Annotated in this window: 12 protein-coding genes; 9 read left to right on the top strand and 3 right to left on the bottom strand. The window is 46.6% G+C overall.

All coding sequences use genetic code 11. From position 1 onward, the window contains the following. A partial coding sequence (gene iscB / locus RID53_RS32600; protein WP_446392048.1) for an RNA-guided endonuclease IscB occupies positions 1-532 on the bottom strand: 532 nt, incomplete at its 3' end. Between the two features lie 587 nt (positions 533-1119). Here iscB and pstS point away from each other — a divergent pair. The 4 genes from pstS to pstB all read left to right on the top strand — a co-directional run bounded on the left by pstS (position 1120) and on the right by pstB (position 5366). Further along, on the top strand, positions 1120-2259 hold the full coding sequence (gene pstS / locus RID53_RS32605) for a phosphate ABC transporter substrate-binding protein PstS (RefSeq protein WP_446392049.1): 1140 nt from the start codon (positions 1120-1122) through the stop codon (positions 2257-2259). Positions 2260-2488: 229 nt separating this feature from the next. Continuing rightward, positions 2489-3439 carry a phosphate ABC transporter permease subunit PstC gene (gene pstC, locus RID53_RS32610; RefSeq protein WP_446392050.1) on the top strand — a complete coding sequence of 317 codons (951 nt, stop codon included), beginning with the start codon at positions 2489-2491 and terminating at the stop codon, positions 3437-3439. Between the two features lie 66 nt (positions 3440-3505). Beyond that, on the top strand, positions 3506-4417 hold the full coding sequence (pstA, locus tag RID53_RS32615; protein ID WP_446392051.1) for a phosphate ABC transporter permease PstA: 912 nt from the start codon (positions 3506-3508) through the stop codon (positions 4415-4417). 121 nt (positions 4418-4538) lie between these two features. Beyond that, complete coding sequence (gene pstB, locus RID53_RS32620) at positions 4539-5366, top strand: phosphate ABC transporter ATP-binding protein PstB (RefSeq protein WP_446392052.1); 828 nt, start codon at positions 4539-4541, stop codon at positions 5364-5366. On the opposite strand, the gene RID53_RS32625 is transcribed toward pstB, so the two are convergent. Together RID53_RS32625 and RID53_RS32630 are read right to left on the bottom strand one after the other, a co-directional pair. Continuing rightward, positions 5363-6076: a hypothetical protein gene (locus RID53_RS32625; RefSeq protein WP_446392053.1), complete on the bottom strand. Its 714-nt coding sequence runs from the start codon at positions 6074-6076 to the stop codon at positions 5363-5365. The two genes, pstB and RID53_RS32625, sit on opposite strands and share 4 nt — an antisense overlap. An 8-nt stretch (positions 6077-6084) precedes the next feature. Further along, positions 6085-6285 carry a hypothetical protein gene (locus RID53_RS32630; RefSeq protein ID WP_446392054.1) on the bottom strand — a complete coding sequence of 67 codons (201 nt, stop codon included), beginning with the start codon at positions 6283-6285 and terminating at the stop codon, positions 6085-6087. A 163-nt stretch (positions 6286-6448) separates the two neighbouring features. On the opposite strand from RID53_RS32630, the gene psb27 reads away from it, so the two are divergent. The 5 genes from psb27 (at position 6449) to RID53_RS32655 (ending at position 12709) form a co-directional block, all read left to right on the top strand. Beyond that, a complete protein-coding gene (psb27, locus tag RID53_RS32635; protein ID WP_446392055.1) occupies positions 6449-6847 on the top strand; it encodes a photosystem II protein Psb27 in 399 nt (132 codons plus the stop codon). A gap of 386 nt (positions 6848-7233) precedes the next feature. After that, complete coding sequence (locus RID53_RS32640) at positions 7234-8715, top strand: family 10 glycosylhydrolase (protein WP_446392056.1); 1482 nt, start codon at positions 7234-7236, stop codon at positions 8713-8715. 69 nt (positions 8716-8784) lie between these two features. Further along, positions 8785-9429, top strand: a complete 645-nt coding sequence (locus RID53_RS32645; protein WP_446392057.1) for a Uma2 family endonuclease — start codon at positions 8785-8787, stop codon at positions 9427-9429. 783 nt (positions 9430-10212) lie between these two features. Next, entirely contained in the window at positions 10213-11361 is a 1149-nt protein-coding gene (locus tag RID53_RS32650; protein ID WP_446392058.1) for an ATP-binding protein, read from the top strand. 127 nt (positions 11362-11488) lie between these two features. Beyond that, on the top strand, positions 11489-12709 hold the full coding sequence (locus RID53_RS32655; RefSeq protein WP_446392059.1) for an RNA-guided endonuclease InsQ/TnpB family protein: 1221 nt from the start codon (positions 11489-11491) through the stop codon (positions 12707-12709). Positions 12710-12728: the final 19 nt, after the last annotated feature.

The following is a 12728-nucleotide window of genomic DNA, read 5'->3' on the forward strand; positions in this document are numbered from 1 at the left end:
TTTGGTACTCTATCCCGCTAATCTCAGGGTTTTGCTTATGCTGCAAATCGAACCTGACTAGCTCTTGAGAGATAGCGGTAATTGGGCAAAGTTTCCTGATTCGCCTCACCCAAGTTTCAATGTTGGCAATGCGACTTTCAATAGATGGTGGCAACCATCCCTCTTTACGGGTTCTGTTTAAGAAACGAGGTTTGCGGTAACGGGTTTTACGATTACGTCTTCCTCTTCGCAATGAAGAGCGTGAATCAAGAGCGTCTTTAATTTGCTGCCCTCGGTGAGAGATTTCCAAGGCGTTTGTAACTCGCCCTGTCTCCTCTTGGACAACCGAAATTCCAGTAGTCTTGCTACCCGGGTCGATTTTGATTCTATGAAAATGAGTAACTGAATCTTCAATAACTCTATCCTGTAAAACAATAGTGAATGGATAGCGTTTAAATACTTTAGCCCTTCCTTTGTTCAGTAGTTCTCTTGCCCTGGCAGGGTGGCAGGGGTCAAGAGGTTTCAATTTTTTATCTAGTACGAAAACTCGCATTACTTTGAGACTCTCATTACTGGTAAAGTTTGCCTCGACGAGGTTAAGACTCGGTACTTTCTGAGTAACACTGGCTTTTCCGAATGACCTGTTTAATTACCCAGTTGTAGAGCTTGGAACTGGCACGCATCCCAAGGTACGAACTTTAACTCTTAGTCTTAACGGCTGCTCGGTTCGGCTCCGCTCACGCCCGCGAAGTCGAGGTGAGCCGTCTGGTCAACAGACTTTATTCAAGTCCACACCATACCCGATCAGGGTTGGTGTGCGGTAGTTGACGCTTAGACCCTCGCTTTGCACTTCGACGGTTTGGTTGTAATGTCACAACCGATAGAACCGCGACTTAACACTATACCGTATATCCGACATTCTGTCTTATACCAAGTTAGGGAACGGGGAACACCTCGACCCTTCGACAGGCTCAGGACATCGCTTCGCTCGGTGTGTCATGAGGAATCAAATTAATAACCGGGGTTTGGTTTCCAAACCCCTACGGAAATTCAAATGAAACTTGTTAACCTTCTCTTTACGAATGAGGAGTATCCTGCAAGAGACTTCCCATAGTGTAACTGTCTTTGAGGCTTAGTCAAATGGTGTTCCGTCTCGCTTTCATCAATCCAGCTCGTGTAGTGCGCTCCGTTTCCGTGCTAGCTCTAGCCATTAGCCTAGTGGCGTGTGGAGGGCAGCAAGAGGCTGACACAGGTGGAGAAACCGATCAAACTGACATGGGTGCGGGTGAGGACAAACTTGCCCTCGCTGAATCTGTAGCGCTAACCGGTGCTGGTGCATCGTTCCCCGCCCCGATCTATCAGCGTTGGTTCCAAGAACTCAGTAGTCAATATCCGATGCTGCAGGTTAACTATCAATCCGTCGGCAGTGGTGCTGGTGTGGAACAGTTTACTCAAGGTACGGTAGACTTCGGCGCTAGCGATGTGGCAATGAAGGATGAAGAAATCGCGGAAGTCGATAGAGGCGTTCTCATGCTGCCGATGACAGCGGGTAGTATCGTACTCGCTTATAATCTTGATGGGATAGAAGAATTGAAACTGCCACGGGATGTGTATGTAGATATTCTCCTTGGTGAAATTACCAACTGGAATGATCCGGCAATTGCGGCAGCAAACGAGGGTGTAGAGTTACCCGATCAGCCGATTACCGTGATTCACCGTTCCGATGGCAGTGGTACCACAGGCGTCTTTACCAAACACCTGAGTGCAATTAGTCCGGAGTGGGAAGAGCAAGTTGGTGAAGGCAAAACCGTCGAGTGGCCCACCGGGGTTGGCGCAAAGGGAAATGAAGGGGTTACGGCTCAGATTCAACAAACCGATGGTGCGATCGGCTATGTCGAATACGGCTACGCCAAGAATAATGACCTTAACTTTGCTGCTTTAGAAAACCAATCCGGGAATTTTGTCACGCCCAGTGATGAATCGGCGTCTAAAACCTTAGAAGCGGTTACATTACCGGAAAATCTGCGGGCATTTATTGCTGATCCTGAAGGCGAGGAATCCTATCCCATTGTTACTTATACTTGGCTTTTGGCTTACCAAGAGTATGATGATCCAGAGAAGGCGAAATCCTTAGAAGCAACAATTGAGTATATGTTGACGGAAGGTCAAGAAATTGCCCCAGATTTAGGGTATGTGAAACTGCCGCCCAATGTCAGGGAAAAAGTGGCAGAGGCAGCTGATGTGATTAGCGACGAGTATGACATTGAGGTGAGTGAATAGCATCACAGCACCTGAAAGAGATAAGAGAATTGGGAGTTAAAATACTTCCACTCAGTTGGGGCGGGTTAAAAAAAAGCAACAATAATCGTGAAACCCGTCCCACCACACAACCCGTTGTTCTCGAAGATCACCAAGCGTCTTTCCCATCTGCTCCAGTGCTTCAGATACTAGGTTTGATCGATCCACTGGTATCCTTGAATTTTCTAATGTCGGTTCACTCTATTCAATTATGACCACACAAGCTGAGTCCCATTCAGCAATACTCCCCCAACGATCAGGTCGTGAAAAAACGACGGATCGGGGGTTTGTCTGGCTGGCTCGCATTTTGGCGCTGTCAGTCGCGGGTATTTTAATCTTCATCGCGATCACGGTGGGCATAGAAGCCTTACCTGCGATTCGGGAATTCGGTCTGAATTTTCTGGTCAACAGCGCTTGGAATCCCGTAGAAAATGACTATGGGGCGCTCCCCATGATCTATGGGACACTGGTGAGTTCCGCGATCGCACTATTGTTTGCTGTACCCCTGGGAATTGGCACCGCCGTCTTTTTGAGCGAAGACTTTCTGCCCAAATCAGCGCGAATGACCCTCGTGTTTATGGTAGAACTGTTAGCGGCGATTCCTAGTGTGGTTTATGGGCTATGGGGTATTTATGTTTTAGTGCCAATCCTGTTACCCATTGAACAGTGGCTGCATAACACCTTTGGCTGGATTCCCCTGTTTGGTACGGAACCGACTCGTGTGGGTATGTTTCCGGCAGGGATTATCTTAACGGTGATGATTTTGCCAATTATCACGGCAATTTCTCGTGATTCCCTGGCATCTCTCCCTCCTGATCTGCGACAAGCGTCCCTAGGATTGGGAGCTACTCGCTGGCAAACCATTTTTCGAGTTCTAATTCCAGCAGCATTTTCAGGCATTGTTGGTGGCATAATGTTAGGGCTAGGTCGAGCCATGGGAGAAACCATGGCAGTCACCTTGCTGATTGGTAATGCCAATCAACTTAATTTTTCTCTACTCGCCCCCGCCAATACGATTGCCTCCCTATTGGCTAACCAATTTGCCGAAGCGTCAGGTTTACAGGTGGCGGCTTTAATGTATGCCGGGTTTGTGCTATTTGTCCTAACCCTAATCGTGAACATTCTGGCGGAGTTGATTGTGCGCCAAGTTAAGAAGTTTTAATCATTCAAACCTCAAAACCCTGCCCGACTAGCGGGTTAGGTCAACAATCAAAACATAAAAGAGTTTATGTCCGAGAATCTCCCCGATAAACAAGCTGAAGACTTTCCCACTCACAGTTTTACCCGTTCATACACGAGTGGGCGATCGCTGTTTGGGATCATAATGACCATCTTAGCCGGAGCTTGTCTGGTTATTGCCTTGATCCCGTTGTTTGCGGTAATTATCTATGTGATCATCAAAGGATTTAACCGCCTGAACTTAGACTTATTTACCGAGTTACCCCCAGCAGCGGGTTTATCCGGTGGCGGTGTAGGCAATGCGATTGCTGGGACGTTGATTGTCATCGCAATTGGGGCGCTGATTAGTGTTCCCATTGGGGTTTTAGCCGCCGTTTATCTGTCCGAATTTAGTTCGGGTCCAATTGCTCGCTGGATTCGCTTTGCCACTAACGTTTTAAGTGGTGTCCCTTCAATTATTGCTGGAATATTTGCTTACGGGATTATCGTAGTTGGATCGGCGTTTGTTCCCTGTTCAGGTAGCTTTTCTGCATTTGCAGGAGGCGTTGCTCTGGCGGTATTGATGTTACCAATTATCATCAGAACCACCGATGAAGCGCTGCAAATTGTGCCTCAGGATGTGCGCTGGGCATCTGTGGGTGTGGGAGCGTCGGAATATCAAACGGTATTGAGAGTAGTTCTGCCCGCTGCTTTACCCGCTATCCTGACAGGAACCACCTTAGCAGTGGCTCGCGCCGCTGGGGAAACCGCCCCGTTGATTTTTACGGCTCTATTCACCTTCTTTTGGCCCTCAGGAATATGTGACCCGACTCCCTCGCTAGCCGTGTTAGTTTACAATTTTGCCACCTCGCCTTTTTCGGCTCAGCAAGAATTAGCCTGGGCAGCTTCTTTACTCATGGTGGCTTTGGTCTTACTCACCAGTGTGATTTCTCGTTGGGCAACCCGGAAAAGCATTTACTGAATTATGAGTTATGAATTACCCAATTAACCTACCTATATAGATATAGAAAAGGTTCAAAGTCTAAACCTTAAAATCCAGTTATCGTAGTAGCAAGTAACCTAAAAAGTAAGGGGGAATTATCATGGAATCTAATCAAAAAGTTGCCAGTCCGAATCAAGGTAATGAGGAATCAACAGAAACGGTTTTACATACGGAAAACCTAGATATATACTATGGCAAATTTTTAGCGGTTAAGGGGGTATCTATGGAGATTCCCAAAAACCGCATCACGGCTCTGATTGGTCCTTCGGGTTGTGGTAAAAGTACATTGATCCGTTGCTTCAACCGTCTCAATGATTTAATCGACGGGTTTCACATTGAGGGTAAGGTTTACTATCGCCAGAAAGACCTTTATGACAAAAGCGTTGATTCGGTAGAAGTAAGACGGCGAATTGGTATGGTGTTTCAAAAACCCAACCCATTCCCCAAATCAATTTATGACAATATTGCTTATGGTGCCAGGGTGAATAATTACCAAGGGAACCTCGATGAGTTGGTTGAAAGCTCTCTGCGTGGTGCCGCGTTATGGGATGAGGTCAAAGATAAGCTGAAAACCAACGGGATGTCCCTATCTGGGGGACAACAGCAACGATTGTGTATTGCCCGTGCGATCGCGATTAACCCGGATGTGGTATTAATGGACGAACCTTGTGCATCTCTTGACCCGATTTCCACCCTTAAGGTTGAAGACTTAATGCACGAACTGAAACAAAAGTACAGTATTGTGATTGTGACGCACAATATGCAGCAAGCCACACGGGTTGCTGATATGACTGCCTTCTTCAATGCCAGAGCCACAGAAAAGGGGGGAAAACAGGGGTATTTAGTTGAGTACGACGAAACCGAAAATATCTTTCAAAATCCCAAAGAGGAAGCCACAAAAGACTATGTAAGCGGGCGTTTCGGCTAAGTTTGATCCTCCCCAACAAACCCTTGCTTCATCCCACGGATATACAGTTCCAGATGGGATTGAATCCAGTGGGCAGTTTCCGGGTATCCCAACTCAATGGCTGTTTGTTCAGCCGCCAACCAACTATACAAAGCCGTTTTATTGGCAGCTTGAATCGCTTCTAATCCTTGCATCACCGAATGGGGTACAGGAATGGGGGCAGTTGCTTCTTTGAGAAAATCAATCCCGGCTGGCAAAACAACCTGGTTATTTTCAACCCGAATCACTCCCTGATCCGTGGGATCTTCGCCTTGCCAGTTAACTTCACCCTGCAACTGATACCCCCAAGGTTGGAGGAAATGAAGGATCAGGTATTGTAACCAAGCGATGTAGTGATAAAACTTTTCACCACCATCCCACTGAATTCCACTGCCATCGGAGGTGGGAATCCACTGACACCACAAGCCAGGTTGATCAGAGGGGGATTTATTATAGTCAACCACTGAAATCTCATCGTGGTCTTCATCCCATTGTTGATTGACAAAATAGCCGCCATCTGTTCCTAAGGGTAATCCGACGGCAACTCTGGCGGGATCAGGAGCATTTTGCAGTACAGTGACATCCCGCTTAACCCGCCGCGTATTGGCAAATGCCAGTAAATAGAGAACTTGGCTATCCAATAATCGTTGATCGAGGCTGAAGGTTCCCTCGAAGGAAGTGGTATAACCCATGGTGTGCTTCAGTCGTTTGCTAAAGGATGACGGCTTTGTGCCTTGTCAATCAAATCCTCCGCCATCTCCACCGCCATCAGGATCAGTTTCTGTTCTATCTGTCCTTGGTGTCCCTCATCACTAATTGTGGTGTAAATATGAGGATTAGCCAGCATCCCTGCGAGTAATTGGGATGCTATTTGTTTAACGTCGTTCGTTTTTGAGTCCATTTTCAACACCTCTGGAGTACAGCGACCATTGCAACAAGGTAACATTTTTGGGGGTTTGGTAAGCAAACCCTGGCTCAAATCCTCAAAACTCAAAACTATGGATCACCAATCCGGGTTAGGATCGATTTTACTTTGGAAATTTTGTCTATGGTGAATGATGCTTATGAAGCGCTACTTATCCCGTCTTGTTGCCCTTGTCCTCGTGGTTGCGATCGCGCTAACGGGGTGTTCGTCCAGCAGTACTGGCTTGGTTGGCAATTATCGCCAAGACACTCTAACCGCCTTGGACTCCTTGAGAGCGGCTATTGAACTACCGGAAGATGCGCCTGATAAGGCAGAGGCTCAATCAAAAGCGCGTCAAAGCATTAATGAGTATATTTCTCGCTATCGTCGAGATGGATCGGTCGCCAACCTCAGTTCGTTCTCTACAATGAGAACAGCTCTCAATTCTCTGGCAGGTTACTACAGCTCTTATCCCAATCGTCCCTTACCCCAAAAGCTCAAAGACCGTCTAGAGCAAGAATTCCGGCAGGTGGAACGAGCGATAAGACGCGGCGCTTAACCTGATTTAAAGGGAGATGGGGGAGATGGGGGAGTTAACTTAACAGTTAGTTCGGGCGGGTTTTGTCGAAACGTTACCATCAATAGCTACAAGAAAATCCCTAAACCCGCCCCTACACATTCATGCGCCATGCCCTCGAACGCCATGAAAGGTCAAAACTTCCTCCCCTCCCATCCATCAAGATAACCTGAGCGCCATTGTCCGGAAACAGGACAAAATCCCAGAAGCTAAAAAAGAACGTCCTTAATTCTGTCTGGGATAATTTGTCGATTCGTTCGATTGTCTGTTAATACTAAAGACACCCACTTCATCAACCCCGCCTTTGCTTCGGAGAAGATGGGGATACCCGCGATTAATGTTGTTGTTCTTTTGTGGTTTTTGTAGGAATGTCCAACGGTCTTGTCCCTAGAGGATGGCATTGGCGCTATTATTATCGCTCACTGGTTGCCGCCTTATTGACGAGTAGTATCATCACTCAGGGCTACGTGGCTAAAACGGCTCAAGCTCAAACGGCTGCCTATTGCCACTTTACGGATGATGCGATCGCGCAAAAAGAAAGCCTGCGCCAGGGTGCGATTAAAGGAAATCCAGATTTCAATAACCGCTATAAAGCCATCGTCAAGCAACATGGTGACGTTTTGCGCCAATGCCGCGATCGCACCTTCCCCCAAGACCAAGCAATATGGCTACGTCTCTATGCCTGTGATGTTCGTGCGGGTGCGATTGATGAGATTCTCGACCGGATTGTCAATCGAGGCTACAACAAGGTCTATGTTGAAGTCTTTTCCGATGGTCAAGTCTTGCTCCCCGCCTCAGACAACCCCACCCCCTGGCCCCCCGTGGTGCGAACACCGGGATATGAACGGGTCGATTTATTAGCCCAGACGATTCAAAAAGGGCATGAACGGGGATTGCGAGTTTATGCCTGGATGTTCTCGATGAACTTCGGCTACAGGTATGCTCAACGCAGCGATCGGCAACGGGTTCTGGCTCGCAATGGTCGCGGTCAAACCAGTTTATCCTATGTCCATGACCAGTCCCAAGCCTTTGTTGATCCCTATAATAATCAAGCTAAAACGGATTACTATCAATTGGTTCAATCAGTGACGAAACGTCGTCCTGATGGTGTTTTATTTGACTATATTCGTTATCCGCGTGGCACTGGCTCAGATTCAGTTGCCACTAAAGTAAAAGATTTATGGATTTATAGTGATGCGTCTCGACAAGCCTTATATAATCGCGCTCTTAATAATCAAGGGCGCGAACTGATTCAGCGCTATGTACAGGATGGTTCAATTAGCGCTAGCGATGTAGAATCCGTCAAGACGCGCTATGCCAACGAATCCACCCCACTGTGGCAAGGGCGATCGCCTGCAAGTTCGGATAGTGCAGCAACGTTAAACTGGCAACTGTGGCAGCTTAGTGTAGCTCATGCGGCTCAAGGGGTGTTAGATTTTCTTTCCATGGCAACATTACCCGTTCAACGGGCGGGAATCAAAGCCGGAGCCGTATTTTTTCCCGATGGCAATCAAGTGGTAGGACGAGGGGGGTATGATTCTCGATTGCAACCTTGGGATCATTTTTCCCCATCCTTAGAGTGGCATCCCATGTCCTACGGCGTTTGCGGTCATACGGGTTGTATTGAGAGTTTAGTCCGACGAGTGGTGGATAAAGCACCCCTGAATACCAAAATCACACCAGCACTAGCCGGAACCTGGGGTAAATCTGTCAGCAATCGCCCCTCTCTAGAAAAGCAGATGCAGGCAATCCGCCAACGAATACCTGGTGTCAGTGGTATCAGTCATTTTGCCTTTTCCTGGCAAGATCCTCAATTTGACCGCGATCGCAAGTTCTGTCGGTTACAGTAAAGTTTTATCAGAAACTTTGTCCAGGTGATTACTATAGGCAGAGTCGTTCGTAAGGCAAGTGAAACAATAATGGTAACGCTGCAATTGAGACAAATTAGTGTACCGCCCGGACATCGAGTGCTGCTTTATGAGGTGGATTGGTCGGAATTTGAAGCGATTTTAGCGGAATTGGGAGAGCATCGCGCTAGTCGAGTGGCTTATCTCGATCATACGTTGGAGATTAGGATGCCTTTGCCGGAACATGAAAAAGCCAAGGTTATTATTGGAGATTTATTAAAGATATTACTAGATGAATTAGAAATTGATTGGGAACCCTTCGGATCAACGACGTTTAAACGACAAGATATGATGGCGGGAATTGAACCCGATGATTGTTTTTATATCCAAAATGCAGCTCGGATGATTGGGCGAGAAAGTCTGGATTTAACCGTTGATCCGCCGCCTGATTTGGCAATAGAAATAGATGTAACGTCTAAGACTCAGTTGAGTGCGTATCAGGTGTTAGGGGTGCCAGAAATTTGGCGCTATCAGAATCGCCGATTGCAGGTTTATGTGGTGCAATCAGGAAAGTATGTTGAATTAGCGACAAGTCCGACGTTTCCTGATTTTCCAGTGATTGAGGAATTTTCTCGCTTTTTAGAGATGGCACGACTGTCGGGAACAAGTCAGGCTTTAAGAGCGTTTCGGCGATGGGTGAGGGACAGAGGAAATTAGGGGCTGCTGAATCTAACGTTCACGGTATTTTGATAAGTAGGTGGACACAATTAAAGTTAATGGTTGAGATTAGGGAACAGGGAACGGGGAATAGGGAACAGTAAGGGAAACCCGCCCCGACTGTAGTGCGAGCGTCTCGCTCGCTATTTTGTATAGAGCTACGCGAAGCGGGAATAGGGAATGGAGAATAGGGAATAGGGAATGGGGAATAGGGAATGGAGAATAGGGAATAGGGAATGGGGAATGGGGAATAGGGAATGGGGAATAGGGAATGGGGAATAGGGAAGAAAAAAGCTTGTTCCTCAAGGGATTGATCGATTTTAGTTTTTCTGTTATGTCCTAACCTTAATGCGTAGTGCTATATATTTAAATTTCCTCAAGCTTCGACTCTGCTAAATTGAGTGAATATCACAGAATTTTTGTGATATATGTCACTGTAAAGCCCTTCACCTAGCTCTGTATTATATTCAACCAGAAGGAGTATTTTTTTAGACAAAGACTAGACAATAGTTAGGCTAGAACAGTTTCCTCCAGAAAAGGAGACTGGTCTGGAACCAATGGAGAACTGAGGAGGGATTTTGATTATCTTTGTCTCGTTCAGTTTCACCCGATTGGATGAGGCAGAAATTTAAACAACTATAAATCATAAAGTCAATAACAAGAGACGATTTAATTTACACCTACCTGATAGATAGCCATAGTCATGGCTCAAGCCGATTCTTTTCATCTATCCCTAGCTATCTAAGTTTAGGGCAATTTTCAGGCTGTTTATAATTAGAGTTTATGAAATGTAAATCTGATCCGAGCAGCGATCACCAACACATTCAATCCCTGAGGCGATCCCTAAATCACCATATTGAAAAACGGGTAAAAGAACGCACCATCGAATTAGAACGCCAGAACCAAAAACTGACTCAAGAGATAAAAAAATACCAAACTCTTGCAGCAAAACTGCGTAACGCCAAAGATGCGGCTGAATCCGCCAACCGGACTAAAAGTGAATTTCTGGCAAATATTAGCCATGAACTCCGCACCCCCCTCAATGCGATTCTGGGATTTACCCAACTCTTATACAACCGGGAGAAACTTACACTCCAGCAACGGGACTATTTAAGCATCATTAACCAATCCAGTGAGCATTTGTTGGCATTAATTAACGATATTTTATGCCTATCCAAAATCGAAGCAGGTTGTATGACGATTAATGATAAAAACTTCGATTTATATCATTTGCTGGATACTCTCAGGCAAATGTTTCACTTAAAAACCAAGGACAAAGGATTAAAACTGCTGATTCAATGGACGGACGCCATTCCCCAATATATCCAAACCGATGAAAACAAATTACGCCAAATTCTAATTAACCTCCTCGACAATGCGATTAAATTTACGCCTCAAGGTCAAGTGACACTGACTCTGGAAAAATCCCCCCATTCCCCGACGTTACTATTCTCAATCAGGGACACCGGATTCGGAATTGCGCCAGAGGAACTTGACCGATTATTTGATCCATTTCGGCAAACCCAAACCGGGAAAAACACGCCGTCGGGGACAGGATTAGGGTTAGCCATTAGCCGCCGCTTTGTACAACTGATGGGCGGAGAAATGACGGTGCAAAGTGTCGTGAATCAAGGTACAACGTTTACCTTTAGTCTTCCCATCCAGGTAGTTCCCAGTTGTGACGATTCGCCTCCAGTTTCACCGAAACGAGTGATTGGGATCATCGACAATCAACCGCCGCCTCGTATTTTAATTGCTGACGATAGTCCCAGTAATCGCCAACTTTTGATGCAACTACTAACCCCAATCGGATTTGAGATACAAGTCGCCGAAAATGGTCAACAAGCTGTAGCCGCCTGGGAACGTTGGCAACCGCATCTCATTTGGATGGATATGCGGATGCCTGTGATGGATGGTTACGAAGCCACCTAAATCGCGAGGGGCTACGGCTTCAACCGGAACGAAGTGGAGGTAAGCCGTAGGGGGAGAGCGGGAAAGACGAGGGCTAAACGCCCGAAGTATTTCCAGTTATTGCCCGCTAAGTGGTATAATAGCAGCCATGAAACAAGTCCTCACGATAGTTGTAAAGCTTCAACCCTCCCCTGAGCAGGTGGCCTTCTTAGAGGCAACTCTTCAGGCGTTTGCGGATGCTTGCAACTACGTCAACGGACATACAGATCCAAAACTGACCAACAAAATTGCGATTCAATCTTTGACTTATCAAACCATTAAAAGCCAATTCAATTTGGTAGCCAATATGGCAGTCAGAGCTTGTGCAAGAGTAGCGGCTAACCGAAAGGTAGCCTTTTCAAAAGGCAAGCCTGTTAAAAAGTTTGCCTCAGGCAGTATGGACTGCGATAAGGACTTGTTTCGACTTCGTGAACACGACTGGACGGTAAGCCTTGCTACTGTTCGCGGTAGAGAGCGAGTTAAATTGAACCCAGGTAACTACCAAAGAGGAAAACTCAAAGGGAGGAACCCAACTTCATCTCAATTATGTAAGCACCGCGACGGGCAGTTCTACCTGCACATTCAGATCAAGGATACCCCTCCAGACCCAAAAAATACCGATAAGGTAATAGGTGTCGATTTAGGGCGTCGCGACATTGCTGTTACCTCAGAGGATCAAAGGTGGGACGGTAAGCCGATTCAGTCGGTGCGAGATAAGTTTTCCTTTCTTAGAGCATCTCTCCAGAAAAAAGCCTCGAAAGGCACGAGAACAACTCGACGTAGATGTCGAGAAGTTTTGAAACGGTTGTCGGGGAGGGAGAGGCGTTACCAGCAATGGCTCAACCACAACATCTCCAAAACAGTGGTTAGACGGGCAGTTGAGTTAAGTGCCTCAATTGCTATAGAAGACTTAACAGGCATAAGGGAAAGAACAAAAGGGCAACCAAGAAACAAGACTGAGCGCAGACGCTCAAATTCGTGGGCATTTTATCAACTACGAATGTTTATCGAGTACAAAGCGCTTGGTGTTGGTGTTCAAGTCACCCCAGTCCCCCCTGCTTATACCTCTCAGATGTGCCATAACTGCCTGCACATTCATCCCGTAAAAGGAAAGTCTTACCGTAGTGGCAAGACATTCAGGTGTGGGCATTGTGGTTGGCATGGGGATGCTGATTTCAATGGAGCCAATAATATTGCACTTGTGGGGCTGTCTATAAACCAGCCTAGAGGCACGGGGTTATCGTGCAAGTTAAACCGAACTATTGAGTATGTTCAGCTTAGCTTGTTCGATGACTTCAGGGCTACTAAAAACCCAGACCTCAGCTCTTAGCAGGTCTGGGTAGTTTATT

Origin of the sequence: Coleofasciculus sp. B1-GNL1-01, assembly GCF_040220235.1 — a bacterium.
In the GTDB taxonomy this organism is placed as follows: domain Bacteria; phylum Cyanobacteriota; class Cyanobacteriia; order Cyanobacteriales; family Coleofasciculaceae; genus Coleofasciculus.

Excerpts from the sequence above, each read along its gene's own strand:
- pstC (WP_446392050.1), top strand. The coding sequence starts at position 2,489 with ATGACCACACAAGCTGAGTCCCATTCAGCAATACTCCCCCAACGATCA.
- psb27 (WP_446392055.1), top strand. The coding sequence starts at position 6,449 with ATGAAGCGCTACTTATCCCGTCTTGTTGCCCTTGTCCTCGTGGTTGCG.
- RID53_RS32650 (WP_446392058.1), top strand. The coding sequence starts at position 10,213 with ATGAAATGTAAATCTGATCCGAGCAGCGATCACCAACACATTCAATCC.
- RID53_RS32630 (WP_446392054.1), bottom strand. The coding sequence starts at position 6,285 with ATGGACTCAAAAACGAACGACGTTAAACAAATAGCATCCCAATTACTC.
- RID53_RS32655 (WP_446392059.1), top strand. The coding sequence starts at position 11,489 with ATGAAACAAGTCCTCACGATAGTTGTAAAGCTTCAACCCTCCCCTGAG.
- RID53_RS32625 (WP_446392053.1), bottom strand. The coding sequence starts at position 6,076 with ATGGGTTATACCACTTCCTTCGAGGGAACCTTCAGCCTCGATCAACGA.
- pstB (WP_446392052.1), top strand. The coding sequence starts at position 4,539 with ATGGAATCTAATCAAAAAGTTGCCAGTCCGAATCAAGGTAATGAGGAA.
- pstA (WP_446392051.1), top strand. The coding sequence starts at position 3,506 with ATGTCCGAGAATCTCCCCGATAAACAAGCTGAAGACTTTCCCACTCAC.
- pstS (WP_446392049.1), top strand. The coding sequence starts at position 1,120 with ATGGTGTTCCGTCTCGCTTTCATCAATCCAGCTCGTGTAGTGCGCTCC.
- RID53_RS32645 (WP_446392057.1), top strand. The coding sequence starts at position 8,785 with ATGGTAACGCTGCAATTGAGACAAATTAGTGTACCGCCCGGACATCGA.
- RID53_RS32640 (WP_446392056.1), top strand. The coding sequence starts at position 7,234 with ATGTCCAACGGTCTTGTCCCTAGAGGATGGCATTGGCGCTATTATTAT.